The organism is Rhizobium sp. WYCCWR 11146, from assembly GCF_013591995.1.
Classification (GTDB): Bacteria; Pseudomonadota; Alphaproteobacteria; order Rhizobiales; family Rhizobiaceae; genus Rhizobium; species Rhizobium indicum.
Genome location: NZ_JACCEY010000021.1, coordinates 13,597 through 37,814, shown reverse-complemented (window position 1 = coordinate 37,814; position 24,218 = coordinate 13,597). Strand labels below are relative to the sequence as shown.

Annotated in this window: 27 protein-coding genes; 16 read left to right on the top strand and 11 right to left on the bottom strand. The window is 62.3% G+C overall.

Going from position 1 to position 24,218, the window contains the following annotated elements:
* Nucleotides 1-309: 309 nt before the first annotated feature.
* From HX899_RS15910 to HX899_RS15895, 4 genes are all read left to right on the top strand, one after another.
* A complete protein-coding gene (locus HX899_RS15910) occupies nucleotides 310-1,233 on the top strand; it encodes a sulfite exporter TauE/SafE family protein (RefSeq protein ID WP_003545257.1) in 924 nt (307 codons plus the stop codon).
* On the top strand, nucleotides 1,233-2,033 hold the full coding sequence (locus HX899_RS15905; protein WP_138334500.1) for a TIGR02186 family protein: 801 nt from the start codon (nucleotides 1,233-1,235) through the stop codon (nucleotides 2,031-2,033). The genes HX899_RS15910 and HX899_RS15905 overlap by 1 nt, the downstream gene beginning before the upstream one ends.
* Nucleotides 2,034-2,234: 201 nt before the next feature.
* Entirely contained in the window at nucleotides 2,235-2,792 is a 558-nt protein-coding gene (locus HX899_RS15900; protein WP_138334501.1) for a dihydrofolate reductase family protein, read from the top strand.
* A 143-nt stretch (nucleotides 2,793-2,935) separates the two neighbouring features.
* Nucleotides 2,936-3,517 (top strand): transglycosylase SLT domain-containing protein, encoded by a 582-nt coding sequence (locus HX899_RS15895; protein ID WP_003545252.1) that lies wholly within the window; start codon nucleotides 2,936-2,938, stop codon nucleotides 3,515-3,517.
* Between the two features lie 232 nt (nucleotides 3,518-3,749).
* Here HX899_RS15895 and pdeM read toward each other — a convergent pair whose 3' ends face one another.
* The 3 genes from pdeM to HX899_RS15880 all read right to left on the bottom strand — a co-directional run bounded on the left by pdeM (nucleotide 3,750) and on the right by HX899_RS15880 (nucleotide 7,757).
* A complete protein-coding gene (pdeM, locus tag HX899_RS15890) occupies nucleotides 3,750-4,487 on the bottom strand; it encodes a ligase-associated DNA damage response endonuclease PdeM (RefSeq protein WP_173862989.1) in 738 nt (245 codons plus the stop codon).
* A 79-nt stretch (nucleotides 4,488-4,566) separates the two neighbouring features.
* Complete coding sequence (locus HX899_RS15885) at nucleotides 4,567-7,077, bottom strand: ligase-associated DNA damage response DEXH box helicase (protein WP_181292808.1); 2,511 nt, start codon at nucleotides 7,075-7,077, stop codon at nucleotides 4,567-4,569.
* Between the two features lie 47 nt (nucleotides 7,078-7,124).
* A complete protein-coding gene (locus tag HX899_RS15880) occupies nucleotides 7,125-7,757 on the bottom strand; it encodes a YitT family protein (RefSeq protein WP_181292807.1) in 633 nt (210 codons plus the stop codon).
* 132 nt (nucleotides 7,758-7,889) lie between these two features.
* Between HX899_RS15880 and HX899_RS15875 the strand changes: the two genes are divergently transcribed.
* Both HX899_RS15875 and HX899_RS15870 read left to right on the top strand, forming a co-directional pair.
* Nucleotides 7,890-8,390: an Rrf2 family transcriptional regulator gene (locus tag HX899_RS15875; protein ID WP_003545245.1), complete on the top strand. Its 501-nt coding sequence runs from the start codon at nucleotides 7,890-7,892 to the stop codon at nucleotides 8,388-8,390.
* A gap of 22 nt (nucleotides 8,391-8,412) precedes the next feature.
* Nucleotides 8,413-8,874: a carboxymuconolactone decarboxylase family protein gene (locus tag HX899_RS15870; RefSeq protein ID WP_181292806.1), complete on the top strand. Its 462-nt coding sequence runs from the start codon at nucleotides 8,413-8,415 to the stop codon at nucleotides 8,872-8,874.
* Nucleotides 8,875-8,943: 69 nt separating this feature from the next.
* On the opposite strand, the gene HX899_RS15865 is transcribed toward HX899_RS15870, so the two are convergent.
* The 3 genes from HX899_RS15865 to HX899_RS15855 all read right to left on the bottom strand — a co-directional run bounded on the left by HX899_RS15865 (nucleotide 8,944) and on the right by HX899_RS15855 (nucleotide 11,043).
* On the bottom strand, nucleotides 8,944-9,111 hold the full coding sequence (locus HX899_RS15865; RefSeq protein WP_155248989.1) for a hypothetical protein: 168 nt from the start codon (nucleotides 9,109-9,111) through the stop codon (nucleotides 8,944-8,946).
* A 153-nt stretch (nucleotides 9,112-9,264) separates the two neighbouring features.
* Entirely contained in the window at nucleotides 9,265-9,900 is a 636-nt protein-coding gene (locus HX899_RS15860) for a YitT family protein (RefSeq protein WP_171599747.1), read from the bottom strand.
* A 210-nt stretch (nucleotides 9,901-10,110) separates the two neighbouring features.
* The gene (locus tag HX899_RS15855) at nucleotides 10,111-11,043 is read right to left on the bottom strand and encodes a class I SAM-dependent methyltransferase (RefSeq protein WP_181292822.1); all 933 of its coding nucleotides are present in this window, start codon (nucleotides 11,041-11,043) and stop codon (nucleotides 10,111-10,113) included.
* Between the two features lie 202 nt (nucleotides 11,044-11,245).
* Here HX899_RS15855 and HX899_RS15850 point away from each other — a divergent pair, with 202 nt between their 5' ends.
* From HX899_RS15850 to HX899_RS15840, 3 genes are all read left to right on the top strand, one after another.
* A complete protein-coding gene (locus HX899_RS15850) occupies nucleotides 11,246-11,512 on the top strand; it encodes a DUF6460 domain-containing protein (protein WP_026154422.1) in 267 nt (88 codons plus the stop codon).
* 1 nt (nucleotide 11,513) lies between these two features.
* Entirely contained in the window at nucleotides 11,514-12,011 is a 498-nt protein-coding gene (locus HX899_RS15845; RefSeq protein WP_181292805.1) for a CAP domain-containing protein, read from the top strand.
* Nucleotides 12,012-12,096: 85 nt separating this feature from the next.
* Complete coding sequence (locus HX899_RS15840) at nucleotides 12,097-13,443, top strand: MATE family efflux transporter (protein WP_181292804.1); 1,347 nt, start codon at nucleotides 12,097-12,099, stop codon at nucleotides 13,441-13,443.
* Here the strand turns inward: HX899_RS15840 and HX899_RS15835 are convergent.
* Complete coding sequence (locus HX899_RS15835; RefSeq protein ID WP_181292803.1) at nucleotides 13,419-14,507, bottom strand: quinone-dependent dihydroorotate dehydrogenase; 1,089 nt, start codon at nucleotides 14,505-14,507, stop codon at nucleotides 13,419-13,421. The two genes, HX899_RS15840 and HX899_RS15835, sit on opposite strands and share 25 nt — an antisense overlap.
* Complete coding sequence (locus HX899_RS15830) at nucleotides 14,504-14,857, bottom strand: DUF952 domain-containing protein (RefSeq protein ID WP_181292802.1); 354 nt, start codon at nucleotides 14,855-14,857, stop codon at nucleotides 14,504-14,506. Before HX899_RS15830 ends, HX899_RS15835 begins: the two co-directional genes overlap by 4 nt.
* A 119-nt stretch (nucleotides 14,858-14,976) precedes the next feature.
* Between HX899_RS15830 and HX899_RS15825 the strand changes: the two genes are divergently transcribed.
* The 5 genes from HX899_RS15825 (at nucleotide 14,977) to HX899_RS15805 (ending at nucleotide 18,147) form a co-directional block, all read left to right on the top strand.
* The gene (locus HX899_RS15825; RefSeq protein ID WP_171599751.1) at nucleotides 14,977-15,375 is read left to right on the top strand and encodes a hypothetical protein; all 399 of its coding nucleotides are present in this window, start codon (nucleotides 14,977-14,979) and stop codon (nucleotides 15,373-15,375) included.
* 91 nt (nucleotides 15,376-15,466) lie between these two features.
* A complete protein-coding gene (locus tag HX899_RS15820) occupies nucleotides 15,467-16,114 on the top strand; it encodes a response regulator transcription factor (RefSeq protein ID WP_003545225.1) in 648 nt (215 codons plus the stop codon).
* A gap of 123 nt (nucleotides 16,115-16,237) precedes the next feature.
* A complete protein-coding gene (locus tag HX899_RS15815) occupies nucleotides 16,238-16,915 on the top strand; it encodes a helix-turn-helix transcriptional regulator (RefSeq protein WP_181292801.1) in 678 nt (225 codons plus the stop codon).
* An 11-nt stretch (nucleotides 16,916-16,926) separates the two neighbouring features.
* Nucleotides 16,927-17,637, top strand: coding sequence for a thermonuclease family protein (locus HX899_RS15810; protein ID WP_181292800.1), 711 nt, complete (start codon nucleotides 16,927-16,929; stop codon nucleotides 17,635-17,637).
* Between the two features lie 96 nt (nucleotides 17,638-17,733).
* Complete coding sequence (locus HX899_RS15805; protein ID WP_003545221.1) at nucleotides 17,734-18,147, top strand: tellurite resistance TerB family protein; 414 nt, start codon at nucleotides 17,734-17,736, stop codon at nucleotides 18,145-18,147.
* Nucleotides 18,148-18,169: 22 nt separating this feature from the next.
* Here the strand turns inward: HX899_RS15805 and HX899_RS15800 are convergent, their stop codons facing one another.
* Entirely contained in the window at nucleotides 18,170-19,045 is an 876-nt protein-coding gene (locus tag HX899_RS15800) for a transporter substrate-binding domain-containing protein (RefSeq protein WP_181292799.1), read from the bottom strand.
* Between the two features lie 393 nt (nucleotides 19,046-19,438).
* Here HX899_RS15800 and HX899_RS15795 point away from each other — a divergent pair, with 393 nt between their 5' ends.
* A complete protein-coding gene (locus tag HX899_RS15795) occupies nucleotides 19,439-21,427 on the top strand; it encodes a methyl-accepting chemotaxis protein (protein ID WP_138388182.1) in 1,989 nt (662 codons plus the stop codon).
* Between the two features lie 208 nt (nucleotides 21,428-21,635).
* Here the strand turns inward: HX899_RS15795 and HX899_RS15790 are convergent, their stop codons facing one another.
* Nucleotides 21,636-22,016, bottom strand: a complete 381-nt coding sequence (locus tag HX899_RS15790; protein WP_181292798.1) for a VOC family protein — start codon at nucleotides 22,014-22,016, stop codon at nucleotides 21,636-21,638.
* 422 nt (nucleotides 22,017-22,438) lie between these two features.
* On the opposite strand from HX899_RS15790, the gene HX899_RS15785 reads away from it, so the two are divergent.
* The gene (locus tag HX899_RS15785) at nucleotides 22,439-22,717 is read left to right on the top strand and encodes a hypothetical protein (protein WP_003545212.1); all 279 of its coding nucleotides are present in this window, start codon (nucleotides 22,439-22,441) and stop codon (nucleotides 22,715-22,717) included.
* 115 nt (nucleotides 22,718-22,832) lie between these two features.
* Here the strand turns inward: HX899_RS15785 and HX899_RS15780 are convergent, their stop codons facing one another.
* Nucleotides 22,833-23,981, bottom strand: a complete 1,149-nt coding sequence (locus HX899_RS15780; protein WP_171599968.1) for an AraC family transcriptional regulator — start codon at nucleotides 23,979-23,981, stop codon at nucleotides 22,833-22,835.
* Between the last annotated feature and the right edge of the window lie 237 nt (nucleotides 23,982-24,218).

Genomic DNA, 24,218 nt, shown 5'->3' with positions numbered 1-24,218 from the left:
GTCGCATCGACGCGGGATCGTCTGGACTCTCTGTTCCGGCGATGAAAAACGCCTGGCGGCACTATGCCGCAAGGCTTTTTCCAATTTTGCCGTCGTCTGTCACAAAACCTGAAAAAAGCCGGATTATGCCCGGACATATCGATCCGCACATTCGGCGAATCCTCTGCCACCGATCTCTCCGTCAATCTCTATGGCTAATCACGGGGCCGATCGAAAGCCTCTGGCAACGATTTCACAGTATGGTGCGCATTCGAACGGGGACGTGACAAGAAACCGCCCGGCAGGAGCGGTCATCATTCGGGGTCGGCTGTGACAATCTATCTGCCCATCGCAGAATTGTCGGTGAACATCTTCATCATTCTCGGCATGGGGGCGGCCGTCGGATTCCTGTCTGGAATGTTCGGCGTCGGCGGCGGTTTTCTCATCACGCCGCTGTTGATCTTCTACAACATTCCCCCCGTCGTCGCCGTCGCGACCGGCGCCAACCAGGTTGTGGCGTCGTCGATATCGGGCGCGATCACGCATTTCCGGCGAGGCTCGCTCGACGTCAAGCTCGGCACGGTGCTGCTGGTCGGCGGCCTTGCGGGTGCGACGGTCGGCATCTGGATCTTCTCTTTACTGCGCGCCATCGGCCAGCTCGATCTCATCATCTCGCTGATGTATGTCATCTTCCTCGGCACCGTCGGTGGACTGATGCTGCTCGAAAGCGTCAATGCCATGCGGCGGGCAGCGCGCAACGAGCCGCCCGCACCGCGCAAGCCCGGCCACCAGCACTGGGTGCACAAGCTGCCGCTGAAGGTGCGCTTCAAGAAATCGAAGATCTTTCTCAGCGTCATTCCAATCGTCGCGCTCGGCTTTGCGATCGGCATCCTCACCTCGATCATGGGTGTCGGCGGCGGCTTCATCATGGTGCCGGCGATGATCTACCTGCTGCGTATCCCGACCAATGTCGTCGTCGGCACCTCGCTGTTCCAGATCATCTTCGTGACCGCCTATACGACGATCGTACAGGCGGCGACGAACTTTTCCGTCGACATCGTGCTCGCCTTCATCCTGATGGTGGCGGGTGTCATCGGGGCACAATACGGCGTGCGCGTCGGCCAAAAACTGCGCGGCGAACAGCTGCGCGCCCTGCTCGGCCTGCTGGTGCTCGCCGTCGGTGTGCGTCTTGCGATCGCTCTGGTGGTGACGCCGGCCGACGTTTATTCGGTGGTGATGGGAGCGGGCAATTGATGCGCCTGGCTGCGGCTGTCATCGCATTGCTTTGCCTGCTGCCGGCCTCTGTCGGAGCGCAGTGGCTGCCGGGGCAAGCAACGGAAGCGGTGCGTGAAGGGCTGGAAATCGGCACGTCGACCAGCGAAATCGCCATCACCTCGGATTTCCACGGCGCGGATCTGACCATCTTCGGGGCGCTCTCGAATACCGATCAGCTGCTGCTCGCCATCGGCCAATATGACGTCGTCGTGGTGCTGGAGGGCCCGCGCGAGGATGCGACAGTGCGCAGGAAGGAACGCGTCTTCGGCATCTGGGTGAACACCCGCTCGATGACCTTCGAAGCGGTGCCGCATTCCTATTCGATGTCGAGTTCGCGCATGATCGACGATCTGACGACACCGCTCGAGCTGACCGATCAGGGGATCGGCATCGACCACATTCCGCTGACTCCGGTCGGCTTCGTCGGCGACGGCAGCAATCTCGGCGAGTTCCGCGACGCCTTCCGGCGACTGCAGCAGGGTGGCGGGCTCTACGACCGCAACCCGAGCGGCGTGCGGTTCGTTTCCTCCAACCTCTTCAAGGCGAGCCTGCGCTTGCCGGCAAACATTCCGAACGGCGTGCACACCGTGCGCGCCTATCTGTTCAAGAGCGGGCTTTTCGTGACCGAGAAATCGCTGCCGCTGCGGGTCATCAAGACCGGCATCGAGCAGACGATCACCGATGCGGCGCATGATCAGCCGATCCTCTACGGCTTTGCTGCCGTGCTGCTCGCCGTGATCACCGGCTGGGGTGCCAGCCTGATCTTCCGCAAGGACTGATCCACAGCCAAGGCGCTCAGAATTTCTTCCCGAAAATAGGCTCGGCAAGGCGCTGAGCACGAAGGCCTGCGGGAGCAGCTGCTTGCCCTGAATGTCGTGCTCCAAAAAACCGCTTGCATTTCGCTATCAGTCGGCCTAACTTTCAACCAGTTGTTAAACGCAACCAGTTTTGATGGATGGCAATTCAGAAGGAGGATGGAAATGAGAAAGCTTGTTGTCTGGAACCTGATGACGCTCGATGGTTATTTCGAAGGCACGAAGCCATGGGATATCGACTTCCACAATTTCGCCTGGGGGCCTGAGCTGCAGCGCTATGCCGAACAGTTCGGCAGGGAGAGCGATCTGCTGGTCTTCGGCCGCAAGACCTATGAGGGCATGGCCTCCTACTGGCCGACCGCCGAGGGCGAAGGTGAGATCAAAGCCTATATGAACGGCATCGCCAAGATCGCCGTGTCGCGGACGATGAGCGAGCCCGGCTGGAACAATGCGCGCGTCGTCAGCGATCCGATCCCCGAATTGACGCGGCTGAAACAGGAGGACGGCAAGATGATCTTGATCTTCGGCAGCGCCGAGCTTGCCGACAGCCTGCTGAAAGCCGGCCTTATCGACGAAATCAGGGTTTGCCTGGTGCCGGTGATACTCGGCGGCGGCAATCCGCTTTTTAAACCGGCAGAGAGCCAGGTGCCGCTGAAGCTCATCGAATCCTCGACGACGGAAGGCGGCGCGATGATCCTGCGCTACGAACCCGTCAAAGCGTAGTGGATGGGATGCCGTCCCGATGGTTAGGCCAGGGTATCGATCCCTGGCCGCACAAGGAGGCAGCCGGGGAAGTTCGCATTCGGCTAAAAACCGGTTTTTAACATTTACGAGTTAGTAATCTCTCGGAAACGAGAGGTTTTGTCATGCGTACTCGTATCGTTCTGACGGCCGTAGGTCTCGCGCTGCTTGCCGGCTGCGCGACGGCGCCGAAGCAGACGAGGAACATCTGTGCCGTCTTCGACGAGCGCGACGGGCTCTTCTCCAGCTGGCAGAGCGCCGCCGAACGAACGGAGAAGAAATACGGCGTGCCCGTGCCGATCCTGATGGCGACGATGTATACCGAATCCGGCTTCCAGCCCTATGCGCGGCCGCCGCGCACCAAGCTGTTCGGCTTCATTCCCTGGACTCGTCCGTCGACAGCCTACGGCTATTCGCAGGCGCTCGACGGGACCTGGGATCACTACCAGTCGCAGACAGGGAACTGGACCGCGCGGCGGGCGAACTTCGCCGACGCGATCGATTTCATCGGCTGGTATCACTACCAGAACAGCGTGGAGACCGGCATTCCGCTGAACGATGCCTATAATCTCTATCTCGCCTATTATTCCGGTCCGACAGGATACAAACGCGGCGACTGGCGCTCGAACGGGCAATTGCAGCAGACGGCGCAGAAGTTTGCGCGGATGGCAGGGACGTATCAGCGGCAGCTGCAGGAGTGCGATTGAGGGTATTGAAGGGCGTGCCGTGTGGTACCCCCCTCTGCCCTGCCGGGCATCTCCCCCACAGGTGGGGAGATTGGCTGGGCTCACTGGCTTCCCCAAACAACTAGCGTCACAGCCCGGTGAAACCTTGGAGGGACGCGAAGGTTTGGCCACTTGTGATCTCCCCACCTGTGGGGGAGATGCCCGGCAGGGCAGAGGGGGGCGACCACGGCACGCCGTCCAAATATGGAGGGCACTACCCCCTCAAGTTCCCATATCTGACCGAATAAATCCGATCGCGCCCCAGCAGATGCGCCACCAGCAAAGCCTTGTCGAACAGGCCCTTCATCGCCTGATGGCCGAGATCCAGACCGCCGCTCATGACACCGAAGGCCGGCATCAGCAGGCGGGCGCCGTCGGTGGCAAAGCACGGGCGGCGTACGGATTTTTCGCGGCGGCGCACCGTCGCCGACGGGTGCAGGTGGCCGGCGATTTCGCCGCTCTGCAAGCCGTTCTTCGGCTCATGCCGGAAGGTCAGGCCGGCATAATGCATCTCGTCAGCGGAAGTGCCTGGCAGATCGACGATGCCATCCGGATCATGGTTGCCATTGATCCAGATCCATTCGCGGCCGCGGGCCATCTCGACGATCAGGGCGCGAAAATTCTCCGGCAGGTGCTTGGAACCGATGCGATCGTGGAAATTATCGCCGAGCGAGATGACGAGCTTCGGATCATAACGCGAGATGACGGCGGCAAGGACGGTCAGCGTTGCCAGCGTATCGTAAGGCGGCAGCATCATGCCGCGGCGGGCGAAGGCTGCGCCCTTTTCCAGATGCAGGTCGGAGACGACGAGCAGGCCGGCATCGGGCAGATAGAGGGCGCCGAGCGGATCGCAGACGGCGGCAATGCCATGGACCGATGTCTCGATGCCCGGCATCGCGGCCAGTCCTGATATGTCGCGCGCCAGCGCCAGGCGGTTCATCACGGTCGTCATTCCTAAATCGTCATCAGGGCCTAAATCGTCGTCAGGCCCTAAATCGTCGGGCCTTAATTCTCATCAGGTCCAATTCTCGTCAAGCGAGCGCTTCGGCGATCAGATCGTCCGCCGCTTCGGCGAGCAGCGCATCATGGGCCTCGCCCGGCACCGCCTCGCGTCCGATTTCCAGCATCACCGGCACGGCGAGCGGGGAAATATGGTCGAGGGCGCGGTGGGTGATGTGGCCTCTGATTCGTCTCAGCATATCGCCAAGACGGCCAATATCCAAAAGTCCCGTCGCTGCATCCTGCCGTGTCGCCTGCAGGAGGATGTGATCCGGTTCGTGGCTGCGCAGCACGTCGTAGATCAAGTCGGCGGAGACGGTTATCTGGCGGCCGCTCTTTTCCTTGCCCGGATGGCGGCGTTCGATCAAGCCTGCAATCACGGCGCAATTGCGGAAGGTGCGCTTCAACAGGAAGGATTCGTCCAGCCAGGCTTCGAGATCGTCGCCGAGCATGTCCTCGTCGAAGAGGTCGGAGAGGTTGAGCCGGCCATTGCGGATCATCAGCCCCATATCCTCGAGGCCCCAGATGGCCAGCGAATAATCGGTGGCGACGAAACCGAGGGGCTTGGCGCCTATCCGCTCCAGCCGGCGGGTGAGCAGCATGCCGAGCGTCTGGTGGGCGAGACGGCCTTCGAAGGGATAGGCGACCATATAGGCGCGACTGCCGCGCGGGAAGGTTTCGATCAGGAACTCGTCGCGCTTCGGCAGCATCGACTTGTCGTTCTGCAGCGACAGCCAGTCGCGCACCTGATCCGGCAGGCGGCGCCAGCGATCGGGATCGGCGATCATCGCCCGCACCTGCTCGGCGAGATAGGTCGACAGCGGAAACTTGCCGCCATTATAGGAGGGGATCTTCGGATCGAGCGAAAAGGCCTGCGAGGCCAGGCACTCATTTTCACGGATGCCCTCGAAACGCAGCACCTTGCCGGAGAAGACGAAAGTATCGCCCGGCGACAACTGCTCGAGGAAATATTCCTCGACCTTCCCCAGTGTGGCGCCGCCGCGGCCGATCCTGCCGCCCTCGCCGCGCTTGACCATGCGGATATTCAGCATCGGGCTTTCGACGATGGTGCCGAGGTTGAGGCGATATTGCTGGGCGACCGCCGGATTGGAGACGCGCCAGCGGCCTTCCGCAGTCTTACGTATACGGGCGTAACGCTCATAGGTGCGAAGCGCATAACCGCCGGTCGCGACGAAATCGACGATGCGCTCGTAGGTCTCCCAGCTCAGATCGGCATAGGGCGAGGCGCTGATGATTTCATCGTAGAGTTCCAGCATGTCGAAGGGTTCGGCGCAGGCCATGCCGAGCACATGCTGGGCGAGCACGTCGAGCGCGCCGCGGCCGACCGGTGGGGTATCCTGCGCGCCGATATAATTGGCGTCAAGGGCGGCCTGGCACTCCATGACCTCGAAACGGTTGGCCGGCACGAGGATCGCCTTCGAGGGCTCGTCCATGCGGTGGTTGGCGCGGCCGATGCGCTGGGCAAGACGCGAGGCGCCCTTCGGCGCGCCGACATGGATGACGAGATCGACATCGCCCCAGTCGATGCCGAGATCGAGGGTGGAGGTGGCAACGACGGCGCGCAGCCGGTTTTCGGCCATCGCCGCCTCGACCTTGCGGCGCTGGGCAACATCGAGCGAGCCGTGATGGAGGGCGATCGGCAGGTTGTCGTCATTGATCGTCCAGAGCGCGTGGAAAAGCATTTCGGCCTGGCTGCGGGTGTTGACGAAGAGTAGCGTCGTGCGATGTTCGACGAGCTTGTTGTAGACATCGGGAATGGCATATCGGGCGGAATGGCCGGCCCAGGGAATGCGCTCTTCGGTCGACAGGATCGATATATCGGGTTTGGCGCCGCCTTCGACGACCACCAGGCCGGCATGGTGCTCTTTGCCCTCTTCCTGGCCGACCAGCCATTTCTGCAGATCCATCGGCTCGGCGACGGTAGCCGACAGGCCGATGGTCCTGAGGCCGGGGGCAAGGCGGCGGAGACGCGCTAGGCCGAGCGAAAGCATATGGCCGCGCTTGGAGGTGACCAGCGAATGCAGCTCGTCGAGGACAATATATTTCAGGTCCTTGAAGAAGCGCTCGGCCTCCCGGTTCGCCAGTAGCAGGGCGACCTGTTCCGGCGTCGTCAGCAGAATATCTGGCGGGTTGAGCTTCTGGCGCTGGCGCTTGGCGTTCGGCGTATCGCCGGTGCGGTTTTCGACGGTGACCGGCAGGCCCATCTCCTCGACCGGCTTCATCAGGTTGCGCTCGATATCGATGGCAAGCGCCTTCAGTGGAGAAACATAGAGTGTATGGATGCCGGTGAAGGCCGAGCCCGGCGGGATCTTGCCGCGGCGGGTGAGATCGGTGAGCGAGGGCAGGAAACCGGCGAGCGTCTTGCCGGCTCCGGTCGGCGCAATCAGCAGCGTGCTTTCGCCGGCCTCGGCGCGGGCAAGCAGTTCCAACTGATGGGCGCGCGGCCGCCAGCCCTTTTCCGCAAACCAGCGGGTAAAGGCGGCGGGAAGCAGGGTACGGGCTTCGGAATCGATCTGGTCCACGCCCTGAAAGTAGTCAAACGCCGGGGAAAAAGAAGAGCGGCGGCTTTTCACATGGCGATATAGCGGTCCTTGCGGTGGTTGATGGCAATCGTGAGGTTGAGAACAATCGCACCAAGCACGGAGCAGGCGATGATGAAGGGGCTGGCGACGAAGAAGGAGAGCGCCAGGATGATGCCGTCGAAGCCGAGCTGGACGAAGCCGGCGCGCCAGCCGAAGCGATCCTGGATATAGAGGGCGAGAATGCCGATGCCGCCGAGGCTGGCGCGGTGGCGGAAGAGCGCCAGCATGCCGGCGCCGATGACAAGGCCGCCGAAGAGCGCACCGGCGAAAGGATCGACACGCGCCATGCTGATGAAGCCCGGGACGAATTCGGACAGGACCGAGGTCAGCGCAATGGCGGCGAAAGTCTTGATGGTGAAGGCGGCACCCAAACGGCGGAAGGCTAGATAATAGAAGGGCAGGTTTACGACGAAGAAGCAGAGGCCGAAGCTGAAGCCCGTCGCATAATGGGCGAGGAAGGCCATGCCAGCCGTACCGCCGGCAAGCAGCCCCGCGCCGGAGAGAAGCGTTACGCCGAGCACAGCGAGCATGCTGCCGGCGACGATGCCCTGGGCGTCGTCGAAGAGCGAGTGACGATCGGCGCTGGAATTCAGAAGGCCAGCAAAACCGTTGGATGCCATGTTGTTCCCCTGTCGGCGTTTCCGTCTTCTATCCGCGGTCAGGATAAAGGCAAGTGGCAGCAGCGAGGACACCTCTTGACAGCTGGCATAATCGTGGATACTTTTTATCCACGAATTGAGGAGGCCAGATGCATGAAGATGGGCGATGGGGTCGAGCAGGCCATTCACAGCGTTGCGATGCTTTCCGGCCTCTCCGAAGGCGGCGTGCTTTCGGCGGCCGCGCTGGCGGAATTCCACGGCGTTTCGACAAGCTATCTGCTGAAGCATCTGCAGGCGCTGTCGGGCGCCGGCATCCTCGATACCGTACCGGGGCCGAAGGGCGGATATCGGCTGGCAAAAGCACCGAAGGAGATTTCGCTGCTCGACATCGTGCTCGCGGTCGAGGGGTCTGCACCGGCGTTCCGCTGCGCCGAAATCCGCCAGCGCGGACCGAACCCGGTCTCCGATCGCTTGTTCGCCCAGCCCTGCACCATCAACGCGGCGATGCTGAAAGCCGAACGGGTCTATCGCGCCGAACTCGCCAAGACGAGCCTGGCCGATATCGGCATCGAACTTGCCGCCGTCGACGACGGATCGATCGCAGCTAGAGGCTGCGCCTTCCTTGAAATCCATGAACGCAAGACGGCTCGTTGAGCCATGACAAAGGAGAAAGAGCATGCAACCACGTTTCAACTTCGCCAAAGCCGCTCCCGATGCCTACAAGGCAGTCGCCGCACTCGAGCAATATGTCCAGTCCTCCGGGCTGGAGCGCCGCTTCATCCACCTGATCAAGCTGCGCGCTTCACAGATCAACGGCTGCGCCTATTGCGTCGACATGCATGTGAAGGAAGCCCGCCATGATGGGCTCTCCGAACAATGGATCAACCTGATGTGCGTCTGGCGGGAATCGCCGGTCTATGATGGCCGCGAACGGGCGCTGCTCGGCTGGGTGGATTCGGTGACCAATATCGCCAAAACAGGCGCCCCGGACGCCGACTACGAGACGCTGAAGGCGCATTTTTCCGAAGAAGAAATGACGAAGATTACGGTGGCGATCGGCGCCATCAACATCTGGAACCGGCTTGCCGTCGGCTTTCGCTCACAGCATCCGCTCGATGCGGCGCAGAAGGCAGCGTGATCGAAATCTGCTTACAGGGAAATCATCCTGGCAACCGACCCGAAAATCTCGGGTCGGTCGAATATCGGGTCACTCGTGATCCCTGGTGGCCCGTACGGCAACGGCGTCAAACCGATTGCCCGAGAGGTCGATGCTGTTGAATAGGTCGCGGACGACTTTCGCAATTTCTTCCGCGGAAGCGCCCTTGGCATATTCTTCCTGCATACGGCGTCTGACAAGTTTTTCCAAATCTGACATAGTTCACCTCATCAAATCCGGCGCGAGAAGAGTTTGGCGCCGCGACCGATCACAGGCAAGTTACGTTTTATTTAGAATGGCTTACTGATTGGTAATGTTAGAGCATGTCGCGCAAAAGTGTGCGGCGGTTTTGCGATAACGACATGCTTAAAACTAAAGCGCGATGTAGCGATCAGCGCGGTGATTGATGGCGACGAAGAGGTTGAGGACGACGGCACCGAGCACCGAATAGAAGACGACGGGCGGCGTGGTGACGAAGAAGGCGGCGGCGAGCACGCACATGTCGATGGCAAGCTGGACGAGGCCGGCACGGATGCCGAAACGCTCCTGCAGGTAGATGCCGAGAATGCCGACGCCGCCGAGGCTGGCGCGGTGGCGATAGAGCGCCAGCAGGCCGAAGCCGAGCAGCAGGCCGCCGAGAAGGGCCGCCCAGGCCGGATGAATGCTCGAAATGGACAGGAAGCGCGACTGCACATCGGCAATCACCGAGGTCAGGCCGATGGCGATGAAGGTCTTGATGGTGAAGGCCATGCCGAGGCGCTTCCAGGAGAGATAGAAGAACGGCAGGTTGAGCAGGAAGAAGGCAAGGCCGAAATTGACGCCGAAGGCATAATGCAGGAGGAAAGCGACGCCGGCGGTGCTGCCGGTTAGAAGGCCGGCGCTGGCGAGCACATAGAGGCCGAGTGCGGCAACGAGGCTGCCGGAGAATATGCCCTGCACGTCTTCGACCGGGGTGTGGCGCGTCGCAGTCGTATTCCAAAAGCCAAGGGCATTGATGAGCTGTGTCATGTCGCCAGTCTCCACGGCAGACGAGTTCAAGAACGCGCCTGGAAAGGCCGGGCGCGACGGAATTTTGGATCATGAAAGGAGCCCGAGCGCCTCGGCGTAATATTGCCGGGCTCTCTGCCGATGCGGTGCAGTATCGGGTTTTTCGGTGTTCCGATCAAGTGAAATAGGTAAGCAATGCTGACCTATTAAAACATCGCAAGAAATGTTCGCTCACGCAGGCTTCTGCGCAAGGAACAGAATGCCGGACACCGGTTTTCCGCCATCTTTGCGAATGACCGATTTGACGATCTTGAGGATTTGGAAGCCGTGACGGGCAAGAAGCATCCTGACATAGGATTCCGAATGGGCGTAACGCAGCGAGGGGGCGAGATGGAAGCCCTCGCCCTCCCCCGCATCCTCGACGGAGAAGGCGATATCGGCGCATGGTGCAGCGAGTTCTCCGACGATGGCAAAGACGCTTTCGAGATTGCCGAGATACATCAGCACATCGGCTGCCGTCACCAGATCGGCGCGATGGCGCGCCGCATCTGCAAAGAGGCCGGAGAGATCGGGCGCGAGCGAGAGATCGGCCTGGGCGAGACTGTCATAGACATGTTTCTCGGCGGCCTTTGCCAGCATGTTCTGGGAGAGATCGAAGCCTTCGAGGCGGCCGACACGGCCGCGGATTTCAGGGCCGAGCAGGCCGGTGCCGCAGCCGAGATCGACGGCCAGTTCGTAGCGCCTGCCGGTGGAGGCGACGAGCGCTGCGAGCTTCTGTGGGACGTTGTAGTCGAGCTTTTCGACAAGGGCTGATTCGAAACGGTCGGCATAGTCGTCGAAGAGGCGCTCGACATAGCGGCTCGGCGGTTGGTCGGGCATGGCCGCGCCGCCGAGAAGGGCGAGCTTGAGGGTTGCACCGAAAATATCATCGGGATCGAGGGCAAGCGTCCTGCGATAGGCCTCGATCGCGGCCTCGCCCCTGCCCGCCTTTTCGCAATAGGTGGCGAGGCGATACCAGCCGGCGGCCCAGGCAGGCACGAGCTCGAGGGCCTGTTCCATCAGCTCGGCGGCCGCTTCCGGCTCGTCGCCTTCTTCGAGCATCCTGGCATAATCGGCGCGGCGGTCGGCGATGACATCGCCAGAGGAAAGCTGGTGGGGTAGCATCAATGGGCCTGTCAAATCTTTCTTTTACGCATGTCGTTGCCGCAAAACCGCTGCACACTTTTGCGCGACATGCGTCGGCCCGCATCTGGCGGCGGCCACAAAAAAACTCAAGTCCTATTTCAGAGGCGAAGCGGCCAATTCCGGAAAGGGCTTGCGGGCGCCGCGCCGCGACCTTATTCCAAGGGCAAACAGGAGATGGCTTATGTCCGATCAGGCGAACAGGTTCCTCGGCGATTCAATCGGCCGCACATTGATAAAGCTTATCGTGGTGTCGCTGATCGTCGGTTTCGTCATGACCGTCTTCGGCCTGACGCCGTGGGGCATCATCTACGGCATACGCGATTTCATTCTGGAGATCTGGTACCGCGGCTTCTCGGCCCTCGGGCGCGTCGGCGACTATCTGATCCTCGGCGCGACGATCGTCATCCCGCTCTTCATCATCCTTCGTCTTTTCAGCTACCGCCGGTAACATGACATCCATCGATCTTTCCAGGCGCGGCCTGCTGCGCCTTTCCGGACTTGCGCTCGCCGCCGGCATCGCCGGCTGCACCACGACCCCGCGGATGGCCAGCACGCCTTCCGACGGCGAGGACGAGACGGCGAGCGTGTTGCCGCTCGTCAACCAGCTCAGGGCCAAAAACGGCCTGCCGCCGCTTGCCGTCGATCCGGCGGCGAGCACTGCCGCCTTGTTCCAGGCGAAACGCATGGCGAGCGCCGGCAAGATGGCGCATCTGATGGGGATGACCGACAGTTTCGGCGCGCGGGTCAAGGCGAGCGGTGTGCGGCTGCCGGCGGCGGAAAACATCGCCTCCGGCCAGCAGAGCGTCGATGCCGTGGTGACGGCCTGGATCAACTCGCCGCATCATCTGGAAAACATGCTCGGACGTTATGGCGGCCTCGGCGTCGCGGTCGCCCATAATACATCTTCCAGGAACCTGCCTTATTGGGCCATGGTGCTTTCCAGCTGAGGTGATTCCGCCTGCAGCAGTTCAAGTGATGCAGCGTCTGTTGCGCGTCTGAAACGACGCAAGGCGCTGCCGCGACGAGGCCGGCATGGATACACGCAGCAATCATAACGCGCTTGCATTCGACGTGACGCACCTGATGGTGCTGTCGATCGCCATTCCGATGACGCTCGGCTTCATGACGACGCCGCTGCTCGGGCTGACGAACACCGCCGTCGTCGGCCGCATGGGCAATGCGGAAGCGCTGGCCGGGCTGGCGATCGGCGCGATGCTCTTCGATCTGATCCTCGGCAGCTTCAACTTCCTGCGCGCCTCGACGACCGGGCTGACGGCGCAGGCCTATGGCCGTCACGACCAGCACGAGCAGCAGGCGGTCTTTTCCCGAGCGATGATTTCGGCACTCGGCTGCGGACTGGCGCTGCTCTGTCTTTCGCCGCTGCTGATGGCGGCGGGGTTGAGGCTGATGGGGGCGGAAGGCGCGATCGCCGAGGCGACCAGCACCTATTTTTCCATCCGCATGCTGGCAGCACCAGCAGCACTGGCGAATTACGCCATCCTCGGCTTCGTGCTCGGGCGCGGACAGGGCAATATCGGGCTGCTGCTGCAGGCGATCATCAACGGCATCAACATCCTGCTTTCTATCTATCTCGGCCTGACGCTCGATTGGGGCGTGGCGGGGGTCGCCTGGGGAACGATGGCGGGAGAAACCGTCGGCGCGCTCGCCGGGCTTTTCATCGTGCTGCGCGGCTTCGGCAAGGCAGCCCGGCCGGCATGGTCCGAGGTCTTCTCCCGCCACCGGCTGGCCGAGCTTTTCGCGCTCAACCGCGACATCCTGATCCGTACCTTCGTGCTGATCGGCGCCTTCACCATCATGACGCGGATCGGCACCAGCTTCGGCGCGGTGACGCTGGCCGCCAATGCGGTGGTGATGAATTTCTTTCTTCTGTCCGGCTATTACCTCGACGGGCTTGCCAATGCCGCCGAACAGATCATCGGCCGGGCAATCGGCGCGCATTACCGGCCGGCCTTTGACCGCGGGCTGAAGCTCACGACCTTGTGGTCCTTCGGGCTGGCAGCGCTCGGCTCGGCCTTCTTCTTCCTCGCCGGCCCCTGGCTGATCTCGGTGCTGACGACCTCACCCGAAGTGCGGCAGGCGGCCGAAACCTATCTGCCCTGGGCAGCGATCACCGGACTGACCGGCGCGCTCGCCTTCCTGATGGACGGGGTCTTCATCGGCGCCACGTGGTCGGCCGACATGCGCAACCGCATGCTGATATCTTTTGCCGGCTATCTCCTGATGCTCGCGGTCTTCGTGCCGCTCTTCGGCAATCACGGCCTCTGGCTGGCGATGAACGCCTTCCTGCTCTTCCGCGGTTTCTTCCTGGCGATGCTGGTGCGGTCGCGGGCCGATCAGACTTTTCGCGCTGCCCAATAATCCAGCCGGGTGTCGCGCAAGTCGCGGATCGAGGCGGCCTTTTCGCGGTCCAGGAGTTTCGACAGGCCGCGGACGATATCGCCGGCCAGACCAGGGCCTTCATAGACCATGCAGGAATAAAGCTGGACGAGATCGGCGCCCGCCCTGATCTTCTCCAGCGCGGTCTCGGCCGAGGAGATGCCACCGACGCCGATGATCGGCAGATCAGGGCCGACGCGCTTGCGTATCCTGGCGAGCACCGCCGTCGACTTTACGAAAAGCGGCACGCCGGAAAGGCCACCCGCCTCCTTCGCCTGGCGCTGATCCCTAAGGCCGTCGCGCGACAGCGTGGTGTTGGAGACGATCAGCCCGTCGAGCGCATGCGAAAGCGCCTCGGCTGCGATATCGTCCATGCCTTCCTCAGTCAGATCAGGCGCGATCTTCAGAAAGACCGGGATCTTCCGGCCGGATGCCGCCGCCATCTCGTCGCGCGCCGCAAGCACTGATGACAACAGCCCCACAAGGCTTTCGCGCCCCTGCAGGTCGCGCAGGCCAGGCGTGTTCGGCGAGGAGATGTTGGCGGTGAAATAGCGCGCGACGGAATAAAAGCGGCGGATGCCGACGACATAATCGGCGATGCGGTCCTCGCTATCCTTGTTGGCGCCGATATTGACGCCGATCATGCCACCGCCCCTTAGCGCGGCGAGGCGCCCGAAGGCGGCATCATGGCCTTCATTGTTGAAGCCGAGACGGTTGATGACGGCTTCATCCTCCACCAGGCGGAAGATGCGCGGGCGCGGATTGCCGGATTGCGGCTTCGGCGTCACCGTACCGATCTCGGTAAAGCCGAAACCGAGCTTCAGCAGCGCCTCCGGCACCTCAGCATTCTTGTCGTAGCCGGCGGCCATGCCGAGCGGATTTTCGAAGGTAAGGCCGGCAACGGTCTGGCGCAGGCGCGGATCAGGCGTCAGCTGGCAGGCGGGCACGAGGCCGGATTTCAAGGCGGCGATCGACATGCCGTGCGCGGTTTCCGGATCGAACAGGAAGAGACCCTTGCGGGCGAGACGCTTGAAGGGATCGATCATGGCTGCAGCTCCGGGAAGACATGGGCGCCGGCTTCGTCGAGCGGCAGCGGCGCCTCCCAGAGCATGGCGGTAAGCGGCAGATCGGCGTAGAGATGCGGGAAGAGATCGCCGCCGCGCGAGGGCTCGAAGACCAGCTTGTCGGCGAAGCCGCTGCCATCGACGGCAACCAGCAGCAGGCCGGACTGGCCGGCAAAATGCAAGGCAGCGGTCTGCTTCACCTGGTCCGCCGTCGAGAAATGGATGAAGCCATCCTGGAGATCGATGCCGGCGCCATGAAAAGTGCCGGTTTGTCTGGCCTGCTGCCAGAGCGTTTCCGTCACGATCTTGTAAAGGGTCGGTGTCAGGGTCATCATGGCCTCACGATAGGCTGTTCCTTGGTCACGAGGGCTTTGCCGGAAAGAGGCGGCGATGTCCACGCCCCGGCGCCGAAAAACGGGACCGCCACAAGCAAAATCCGGAGGATGAGACGATGAAGGTTTTGATTCTGACGTTTGGCATTTTTCTGATGCCGTTGGCCGCCGCCGCCGTCGAACCCGATGCCGGCCGCTTCCAGCTGGAGAAGAGCGGCGACCATTTCGTCCGGCTCGACCGGCAGACCGGCGCGATGTCGATCTGCCAGGATAAGGACGGCGCCCTCGTCTGCCGGATGGCGGCCGATGAGCGGGCGGCCTATGAGGACGAACTCGACCGGCTGGCAAAGCGGGTGACCGCGCTCGAACAGGGCAATGTCGCCCAGCGCGCGCTGCCGAGCGATGCCGAGGTCGACCGTTCGATCAGCATCATGGAGCGGATGATGAAGAGTTTCATGGGGATGGTGAAGGAGTTCCAGGCCGAGGAAAACACCAATCCCCTTCCGCAGAAGACCTGATCTGATATAGTCGATATGAGCAAGCCAGCGTGCAACGCGGAGGGGCGGAGGCACATGCCGGCATGATCGGGCTCTTGGGAGGGAGTTTTCGATGCAGGAACAGACCATCATCATTGCGGACGATCATCCGCTTTTCCGTGACGCGCTGCGCCAGGCGGTGATCGGCATGGAAGGCCGGCAGTCGATCGTCGAGGCCGGCGATTTCGCCGCCGCGCGCCGGGCAGCCGGCGCCCATGCAGATGCCGACCTGATGCTGCTCGATCTCGCCATGCCCGGCGTCAGCGGCTTTTCCGGCCTGATGGCTCTGCGCTCCGAATTCGCCAGCCTGCCGATCGTCATCGTCTCGGCAACCGACGATGCGACGACCATCCGCCGGGCGCTGGAACTCGGCGCTTCCGGCTTCATTTCGAAATCCTCCGGTATCGAGGATATTCGCCGCAGCATCCAGACGGTGCTTGCCGGCGACATTGCCACGCCGGAAAGCTATCGCGACGGGCAGGAGCAGGATCCCGATGTCGCCGACCTGATCCACCGCCTGCATACGCTGACGCCGCAGCAGAGCCGGGTGCTGACCATGCTCGGCGAAGGGCTACTGAACAAGCAGATCGCCTACGAACTCGGCGTCTCCGAGGCGACGATCAAGGCGCATGTCTCGGCGATCCTGTTGAAACTCGATGTCGACAGCCGGACGCAGGCCGTCATCCAGCTCGGCAAGATCAACATGGCGATGGTCGCCTGAGCGCAGCCGACTGCCCGGGCGACAGGATTTTATTCCTCCTTTATCTTTACTCCGCCAGCGCGGTCGGTTAATATTCCGCTTGGTTGAAGCGCGGCGCTTGATCAGCCGCACGGAATCGCGCGCATGCTGTCACACAACCAGATCTGGGAAGCGCTCGACAGGCTTGCCGAACGGCACGAACTGACGCCGTCCGGACTTGCGCGCCGCGCCGGCCTCGACCCGACCTCCTTCAACAAATCGAAACGGCTTTCCGCCGACGGGCGGCTGCGCTGGCCCTCGACGGAATCGATCGCCAAGGTGCTCGACGCCACGGGGGCGAGCATGGAGCAGTTTATGGCCTTCATGCGGCCGGACGCCGGCCCCTCCGAGCAGCAGGCCAGGCAGCGGGAGAACGCGTCTCAGCCGCAAGGCGGCTCCATTCCGCTGCTCGGCTTCGCCCAGGCAGGCGCCGGCGGCTTCTTCGACGATGGCGGCTTTCCGGCCGGCCAGGGCTGGGACGTGGTGGAATTTCCGGCAGCCCCATCGCAAAAGGCCGGTGTCTATGCGCTGGAGGTGCAGGGCGAGAGCATGATGCCGCTCTACCGCGACGGCGACGTGCTGATCGTCGAGCCGGGGGCGCAGGTGCGCCGCAACGACCGCGTCGTCGTGCGCACAAACGAGGGCGAGGTGATGGCCAAGGTGCTGCTGCGCCAGAGCCCGCGGTCGATCGAGCTGATGTCGCTCAATCCCGAACATCCCAACCGCACCCTCGAGCTTTCCGACATCGACTGGATCGCCCGCATCATCTGGGCCAGCCAATAGGAAGATATTCCATGCGCCCTGCCGCCTTCATCACAGGTATCACGGGGATGGCGGTGGTGGCCGGCCTGCTGCTGGCAGGGCAAGCAAGGCTTGGCGGCAACACGGCCGGGGAAGAGATGGCGTCCGCAGAGGAGACGGCGACGGCAGCGGCGGATGCTGCTCCCAAAGCCGGCGAACGTGCGACAATCTCGGACGATCGTGCCGAGATGATCGCTCGCTCAGCGGAGCCGGCGGCTCCGCCCTCTCAGGCGCCAAGCGACGGCGGGACACCCAAATCGGCCAATGCACCGCAACAAGCGGAGACGCCCGCCGGGGAAACGGCACGTCCGGCTGCGAAAAAGGCGATGGAGCTGACGCGGCCGATGGTCGAAAATGCCGGCATTCTTTCCTTTGGCGAGCGCCGGCTTCTGCTTGCCGGCATCGTGCCGACGCCGACCGACAGGATATGCGGGCCGACGGGCCGGCAATGGCCCTGCGGCATGATGGCGAAGACGGCGCTGCGCCTGCTGTTGCGCAACCGCAGCGTCAGCTGCGATCTCGAGACGGTGGAATGGAAGGAAACAGTAACGACTGCCTGCCGGCTCGGCACGGAGGATCTCGGCTTATGGCTCGCCGAAAACGGCTGGGCGGAAGCAGCAGTGGGTTCGCCGCTTATGGCTGCCGCCGAAAAGGCCAGGCAGGCAGGAAAAGGCCTCTACGGCGATGATCCGCGCCGCAAATAAACCGGCAGCCAGCGGTCGGACAGCCCGGATCGGGCCGATCCCTTGTAATGGCTGTCGCCAATTCCTAATCTCGGCTGATCGAAAAAGGAATCAGAGATGAACAAGCCGCTTTCCGCCCATGACGCGCTGATCTACGTGATGGTGATGGCATCCGCCGTCGACAGCACGATGAACGACAGGGAGATGACAAGGATCGGCCAATTGATCGGATTCCTGCCGGTTTTCCGGGATTTCGACGACGACAAGCTGATTGCGGTGGCGCGCGACTGCGCCTCGCTGCTGGCCGGACCGGAAGGCCTCGACGTCGTCCTCGAAACCGTGCGCGATACCTTGCCCGCAAAGCTCTACGACACGGCCTATGCACTGGCCGTCGAGGTGGCATCCGCCGATCTCTCGGTCAAGGCGGAAGAGTTGCGGCTGCTCAGCCTGCTGCGCGACCGGCTCGGCCTCGACAAGCTCACCTGCGCGGCGATCGAGCGCAGCGCCATTGCCCGCTTCCGCAAGGGCTGAACGCACAATTTGGACTGCAGCTTCAATAAAGCCCGTAGGGGAAATACCGCAGATAGATTTCCTGGAGGCGGCCGTTGCGCGACAGCGTGGCGAGCGCGTGGTCGATGGCTGATGTCAGCACGCTGTCTTTCTGCCGCAGCATGATCGTCATGCCCTCGCCGAGGAAATGCTCGGAAAGATAGGGGCCGTCGAACAGCGCGCAGCATTTGGCTGAGGCCGGCGAAGAGACCCAGAAGGAAAGCTGCAGCGCATCGGCAAAGGCGGCATCGACCTTGCGGTCCTTGAGCGCCGCAAGCAGGGCGTCCTTCGTATCGAACGGCTCGGCCTTGAGCGTGGGGAAAAAAGCTGCCAGCATCGCCTCGTGCACCGTCCCCCTGACGACACCGACCGGATGGCTGGCAAGCGCGGCAGCGGTCTTACCGTCGAGCGGCACGCCGAGATTGCGCACGAAGCGCGCCGGCAGCATCAGATAAGGTCTGGAGAAGAGGAATTGCCGGCGCAGCTCCGGGGTCACGGCAAAACCGGCGATGACGGCGTCGCCCTGAGAGGCGGCAAGCGCATCCCTGAGGTCGGCGAAGGGGAGCGCCTGGATCTGGCACTTATCGGATATTTCCAACTCGCTGCAGATTTCGCGGGCGAGGTCGACATCGAAACCGGAAAGCTTGCCGTTCTGATCGGTGAAATTGAAGGGCGGAAAATCGACCGAGGTCAGGAAGCGCAGGCGCACCAGCGAGGAGAGATCGGGCCTCGCGAGACGTTCGCGCGCATCGAAGAGTAGCGGCAGCGAGGGGGACGCCTGCTGGGCCGATGCGGCAAAACTTGAAAAAAGCGCGCCGAGAAACAGGCCGAGCGCAAAAAAACCCTTCAGAGTCAGGGATGCCAGCTTGGATTGCATCATCGTGATTGTGGTCTCTGGGTTAAGAAGCGTTGCGGCGTTGGCGAGATGTATCAGAGTCATGCGGGACGGGGAATATGTGTGGGAGTGAAGGAGCAGGCGACAGTCGCGTCGGCACACCCGCCTCGCCCTTCGAGGCTTTCTTTGGGGGCCATTGGCCCCAATCTCTCAGTCCCTAAAAATCACAGCCAACCACCGCCTCGTGTTAGCGCGGAATTAAAGAATATCGCCTTTATTTGTTGCGACGACATCGGACCCCGCCAGCCGATCGCATGATGCAAGCGTCAGCCCAAACGTAATCCCTAAACCGCGATATTGAAGCAGCGTTTTTCTGCAACAATTGATTTCAAAAGCACCGGGCGCGCGAGCACGCCCCGTCAATCGGGTGACATTTCTATGCTGAAACATCTGAAAATCCGCACAAAAATCATATCCGTCGTGGCGCTCCTGGGGCTGATCACGATGGCCGGGCTGATCTATGTCATATCCGAGTTCCGCCGTGCGGACGCCGCCTACAGCGCCTTCATCGATCATGAGGCGCAGGCCTCGATGCTGAGCGCGCGTGCCAGCGCATCGGCGGTGGCCTCGGTGCTGCAGGTAAGCCTGCTTGCCGACATGAAACCCGATACGCCCGAATTCCAGAAGGCGCTCGCCACACCGAGCAAGCTGCCACAGGCGCGTGACCGCATGAAGCAGGCGCTGGCACTGGTGCCCAGCCGCAAGCCGGCGATCGATGAAATTCAGGCGGGCATCGATGAGATCGAAACGCTGGCGAACAAGATCATCGAACAGAGCAAAGCCAAGGACGACGCTGGCGCCCAGGCGAATGTTGCCCTGATCAATGCCAAGCTCGATGCACTGACGCCGAAGATGATAGCCAACAATGATGCGATGATGGCGATGCTCAACGATGGCGGCGACGCGCTCTCGGCTTCCGTCAACGAACGGATCGTCTTCTGTCTCGTTCTGATCGGCATCGCCGTTCTCGCTGCCGTCGGCTTCAGCGTGGTCGTGGCCCAGATAGGCATCGCCGGCCCGATGATGCAGCTGCGCCAGCGCATGACGCGGCTTGCCGAGGGCGATACGACAAGCGATGTCAGCGGCCTCGACCGCGGCGACGAAGTCGGCCAGATGGCAAAGGCCGTTTCGGTCTTCCGCGACAATGCGATCGAGCGCGCCCGGATCGAAGCGCGCGCCGAAACAGACCGCGACGTCAGCGACAGCGAGCGCCGCGACCGCGAGGCGCAGAAGGCCCGCGAAGCATCGGAACTCGACCGCGCCGTCACCGCGCTCGGCGACGGCCTGCGCCGCCTTGCCGCCGGCGATCTCGCCTCGCATATCGCCGAGCCCTTCGTCGCGCATCTCGATGCGCTGCGTGAGGATTTCAACAACTCGGTCGAGAAGCTCAACGAGACCCTGCATACGGTCGGCGCCAATGCCCGGGCGATCGGCGCCGGCGCCAACGAGATTCGTTCCTCCGCGGACCAGCTTTCCCAGCGAACGGAACAGCAATCGGCCTCCGTCGAAGAGACGGCAGCAGCGCTGGAGGAGATCACCACGACGGTGCGCGACGCCGCCAAGCGAGCCGAGGAGGCGAGCCAGCTCGTCGCCCGCACCCGCCTTGGTGCCGAAAAGTCAGGCGAGGTCGTCCGCAAGGCCGTCTCCGCCATGCAGCAGATCGAGAAGTCCTCGGGCGAAATCTCCAACATCATCGGCGTCATCGACGACATCGCCTTCCAGACCAACCTTTTGGCTCTGAACGCCGGCGTCGAAGCCGCCCGCGCCGGCGATGCCGGCAAGGGCTTTGCGGTCGTCGCTCAGGAAGTGCGCGAGCTCGCCCAGCGCTCAGCGAAGGCGGCCAAGGAGATCAAGGCGCTAATCAGCACCTCCGGCTCGCATGTGCAGACCGGCGTCTCGCTGGTCGGCGAAACCGGCAAGGCGCTCGACGCAATCGTCCACGAAGTGCAGGAGATCAACCAGCACGTCCACGCGATCGCCGAAGCCTCCCGCGAACAGTCGATCGGACTGCAGGAGATCAACACCGCCGTCAACACCATGGATCAGGGCACGCAGCAGAATGCGGCGATGGTCGAGGAATCCACAGCCGCCAGCCACAACCTGGCAACGGAAGCGGCAGCGCTCAACAACCTGCTCGGCCAATTCAGGCTGACCGGCACCGGCGGCTTCACCGCCAGCGCGCCAATCGCCACGGCACCACGCGCTGCCGCCCGCCCGGCAGCCAGGGCGCCGGTCCGCGTCGCCCGCGAAGGCACCGCCCGCCCGGCCGCCTCGCCGGCCCGCGCGCTCGGCCAGAAGATCGCCAACGCCTTCGGCGCCGGCAGCAGCACATCGCCGAGCCAGGATCCCGACTGGACGGAATTCTGAGCCGCTTGAGGCTTGCCCCTCATCCGGCTGCCGCCACCTTCTCCCCGTAAACGGGGAGAAGGGATATGCTGCAACCTCTCCGTTCCCCCGCCCGCTCTCGCATGGCACGTCCCCTCGCCCCGTTTACGGGGAGAGGGTTAGGGTGAGGGGCGGCCCTCGACGCAAAACCGGTGGCCGCCTTTTCTCTGCGCGGAACCTCCTGTCAGACCTAACCCGGCCACCAGCCGATCTCGACCAGGATATTTCCGGGAGCCGTGCAATAAAACAGCCAGCCGCCGCGCATGGCGGCCGGCGGACCGGACAGGTCAGCACCGGCAGCAGCAAGCCCGGCATGGACCGCATCGACATCCGCCCTTTCGCGTAGGATGAAGCCGATGTGATAGGTCTGGCGTCCCATTTCCACCTGATCGGCGGTGCCGAATTTTGCGATTGCGTGGCTGAGGACGATTTCGAGGCCGGCATCGTCTTCCAGGATCGCGAGGCCGTTCTGGCCGCGCATATCCTTAAGCCTCAGGCCGAAATGGCGGATCAAGAAATCCGCCGTGGCAGCGATATCGGGAACGTGGAAGTCGAGATGGTTCAAGCGCATGACAGTCTCCGTTCGAAAAAATCCCGGGACTGCCTTTTTGCCGTCTCCGCACGCCGCCGGGATCCCGCATCTTCATGCGGATCACGTCGCGGGTTCTCGTGCCGTGGCACGGAGCAGAGCTTCGCCACAGCGCTTAACGCTCCAGCGGAAGGGATCGGGCTTACCTCAACCGATCCTGCCTTTTTCGACGAGGCCGATCTAGCAGACGGCATCGGTTTCGGCAATGGACGGGTCGGCGCATCTGGAGGATCCGGATTTTCACCCTAATATCAACAGGTGGATGTCGCGTCCCGCCGGCCGCTCGATCACGGCGCCCCCGGCGACGCTTCCCGAAGGATTGAAGCGCGGCATGGGCATTCGTGTCGTGAACTCTATCCGGTGAGGCGTAGAGTGATATTATTCAGGCATTGGGAGGGATGGACATGAAAGCTGCAATCATCGGCCTCGTCGGCACGCTCGTTCTGGCGGGATGCAACACCGTCAGCTATAGCGGACCGGGCCTCGAACCCATCCCCGGCAGCATTACCTATAGCGGCCAACCGCGCACCAAGCTCACCAAATCACCCCCCGGCTCCGCCTTTCCGCATGATTTCATCGACCAGTACGGCCGGCAGGTGGAGGAAACCTATATCATCCAGCCCGACCGGAGCCTGATCATCGCGCATCGGCAATACAAGCCGATCCGGTTCTTCGGGGATTAAGCTTACGAGGTGTCGTTTGAGGGAGATGGATCGGTGAAGGGAAATATTCCCTCTTCGGCAAGCGCGTCGACCGCCGCTAAACGGACTTCGAGTCTGGATTTCAGCCCGAGCCGGATCAACCCGTCAGGGCCAGCCAATCACCGATCGTTTTTCCGGAACGCCGCGTGGAGTGAATGGCCGGAGCCGGCCGCTGTTGGGTTGCCATCGTCCTTCGGATTTCACGCGGGCTCAGCCCGAATTCGTGGATGAAGGCGCGCGTAAAATTGGCGGCGACCTCGAAACCGGCGGCTTCTGCGATTTCTGAAATCGGCCTGTGGTCGGCCGAATTGCTGAGATCCGCATAGGCCTGCAGCAATCGCCGCTTGCGAATATAATTGAGCACGCCTCCGCTCGCCTCAAACAGTTGGTAAAGCCGCGTACGCGAAATCCCCAACGCGCGGCACATCACGTCCGGTGTCAGGTTTTCCGAATGGAGATTGACGTGAATGTAGCGGTGCGCCCGCTCCATCAGTCCCATATTGGCCTGGTTTTGACCGGTATCAGTCCTTGTGGACGATGCGGCGCCCGCAACGACCATATCGCCAATGGTTTGGATGATCCGGGGCACTTCCTCTATCGTCAGATTGCCGAGGTTCGTTTCGAGGCCCGTCAGATAGCCCGTGAGCAACTCGGCGTGGCTGCCCGAAAGAACCGTGTTGCCGGCGCTCTGGAGAAGGCTCGCATCGCGAGCCAGCATCTCATACGGCAGGAACACCAGCAAAGCTTCGGTATCGGTCGTCCGTCCGCGATAGGGGCTGCCGAGAGACATGAAAAATATCTCGCCGGCACCGGTCTCGGTGACACGACGGTTGACCTCGGTCCAGGCCTGGCCGCTGCGCTGCAGGCCGACGTTCCAATGGTCGATGGGGCTCGATCGAAGCATGGCCTGATCGCGGATATATCTGTGGGCATGCGCGCGCTGCTGGACGATGAGGATATCGCCGAGCTGCCAGCCGGTCTGCTCCGCGAGGAATCCGTCTTCGGGTGATTTTCCCTCCGGCAGATGAACATCCACGAGCGGCGCCATATGTGCCCGCCAGGCCTGGAATTGTTCTGCCGGTGGCAGGTCCTGCGTCGAGAATCGCAGCGGCTCGAGTGCAGGGGAGGCATGGGGTGGGCGTTCCTTGCGCATAGCCGGTTCACGCGGCCAGCGCCGCCGCTCCATATGCGCCGGCCGTTCCTGTTCCGCGGCAGGATCATCGTCGGATTCAGACCCTGTAGCCATCCAATTCCTCCAGCGCATAACCCGACCCGAGCCATGGAAATTGAGAAAAGCAATTGTTTTTGCGGCTGAAATCTCCGCAGAACTCCGTCTGAAAAAGCGGAAGTGCCCGAAGATTCTCCTGCATAAGTTGTTTATCATATTCCTTTTCGCTCTGAAATGTACGGAGCGATAATTTCCAGGACGCGAGGATAACGACAATTGCCTTTCTTAGCTGTATCTAAATAAGCATCGGTTCAT

Bases quoted from the DNA above. Each gene is read 5' to 3' on its own strand.
- HX899_RS15905 (WP_138334500.1), top strand. From the start codon at position 1,233: ATGCGCCTGGCTGCGGCTGTCATCGCATTGCTTTGCCTGCTGCCGGCC.
- HX899_RS15900 (WP_138334501.1), top strand. From the start codon at position 2,235: ATGAGAAAGCTTGTTGTCTGGAACCTGATGACGCTCGATGGTTATTTC.
- HX899_RS15895 (WP_003545252.1), top strand. From the start codon at position 2,936: ATGCGTACTCGTATCGTTCTGACGGCCGTAGGTCTCGCGCTGCTTGCC.
- pdeM (WP_173862989.1), bottom strand. From the start codon at position 4,487: ATGACGACCGTGATGAACCGCCTGGCGCTGGCGCGCGACATATCAGGA.
- HX899_RS15880 (WP_181292807.1), bottom strand. From the start codon at position 7,757: ATGGCATCCAACGGTTTTGCTGGCCTTCTGAATTCCAGCGCCGATCGT.
- HX899_RS15875 (WP_003545245.1), top strand. From the start codon at position 7,890: ATGAAGATGGGCGATGGGGTCGAGCAGGCCATTCACAGCGTTGCGATG.
- HX899_RS15870 (WP_181292806.1), top strand. From the start codon at position 8,413: ATGCAACCACGTTTCAACTTCGCCAAAGCCGCTCCCGATGCCTACAAG.
- HX899_RS15865 (WP_155248989.1), bottom strand. From the start codon at position 9,111: ATGTCAGATTTGGAAAAACTTGTCAGACGCCGTATGCAGGAAGAATAT.
- HX899_RS15860 (WP_171599747.1), bottom strand. From the start codon at position 9,900: ATGACACAGCTCATCAATGCCCTTGGCTTTTGGAATACGACTGCGACG.
- HX899_RS15855 (WP_181292822.1), bottom strand. From the start codon at position 11,043: ATGCTACCCCACCAGCTTTCCTCTGGCGATGTCATCGCCGACCGCCGC.
- HX899_RS15850 (WP_026154422.1), top strand. From the start codon at position 11,246: ATGTCCGATCAGGCGAACAGGTTCCTCGGCGATTCAATCGGCCGCACA.
- HX899_RS15845 (WP_181292805.1), top strand. From the start codon at position 11,514: ATGACATCCATCGATCTTTCCAGGCGCGGCCTGCTGCGCCTTTCCGGA.
- HX899_RS15840 (WP_181292804.1), top strand. From the start codon at position 12,097: ATGGATACACGCAGCAATCATAACGCGCTTGCATTCGACGTGACGCAC.
- HX899_RS15835 (WP_181292803.1), bottom strand. From the start codon at position 14,507: ATGATCGATCCCTTCAAGCGTCTCGCCCGCAAGGGTCTCTTCCTGTTC.
- HX899_RS15830 (WP_181292802.1), bottom strand. From the start codon at position 14,857: ATGACCCTGACACCGACCCTTTACAAGATCGTGACGGAAACGCTCTGG.
- HX899_RS15825 (WP_171599751.1), top strand. From the start codon at position 14,977: ATGAAGGTTTTGATTCTGACGTTTGGCATTTTTCTGATGCCGTTGGCC.
- HX899_RS15820 (WP_003545225.1), top strand. From the start codon at position 15,467: ATGCAGGAACAGACCATCATCATTGCGGACGATCATCCGCTTTTCCGT.
- HX899_RS15815 (WP_181292801.1), top strand. From the start codon at position 16,238: ATGCTGTCACACAACCAGATCTGGGAAGCGCTCGACAGGCTTGCCGAA.
- HX899_RS15810 (WP_181292800.1), top strand. From the start codon at position 16,927: ATGCGCCCTGCCGCCTTCATCACAGGTATCACGGGGATGGCGGTGGTG.
- HX899_RS15805 (WP_003545221.1), top strand. From the start codon at position 17,734: ATGAACAAGCCGCTTTCCGCCCATGACGCGCTGATCTACGTGATGGTG.
- HX899_RS15800 (WP_181292799.1), bottom strand. From the start codon at position 19,045: ATGATGCAATCCAAGCTGGCATCCCTGACTCTGAAGGGTTTTTTTGCG.
- HX899_RS15795 (WP_138388182.1), top strand. From the start codon at position 19,439: ATGCTGAAACATCTGAAAATCCGCACAAAAATCATATCCGTCGTGGCG.
- HX899_RS15790 (WP_181292798.1), bottom strand. From the start codon at position 22,016: ATGCGCTTGAACCATCTCGACTTCCACGTTCCCGATATCGCTGCCACG.
- HX899_RS15785 (WP_003545212.1), top strand. From the start codon at position 22,439: ATGAAAGCTGCAATCATCGGCCTCGTCGGCACGCTCGTTCTGGCGGGA.
- HX899_RS15780 (WP_171599968.1), bottom strand. From the start codon at position 23,981: ATGGCTACAGGGTCTGAATCCGACGATGATCCTGCCGCGGAACAGGAA.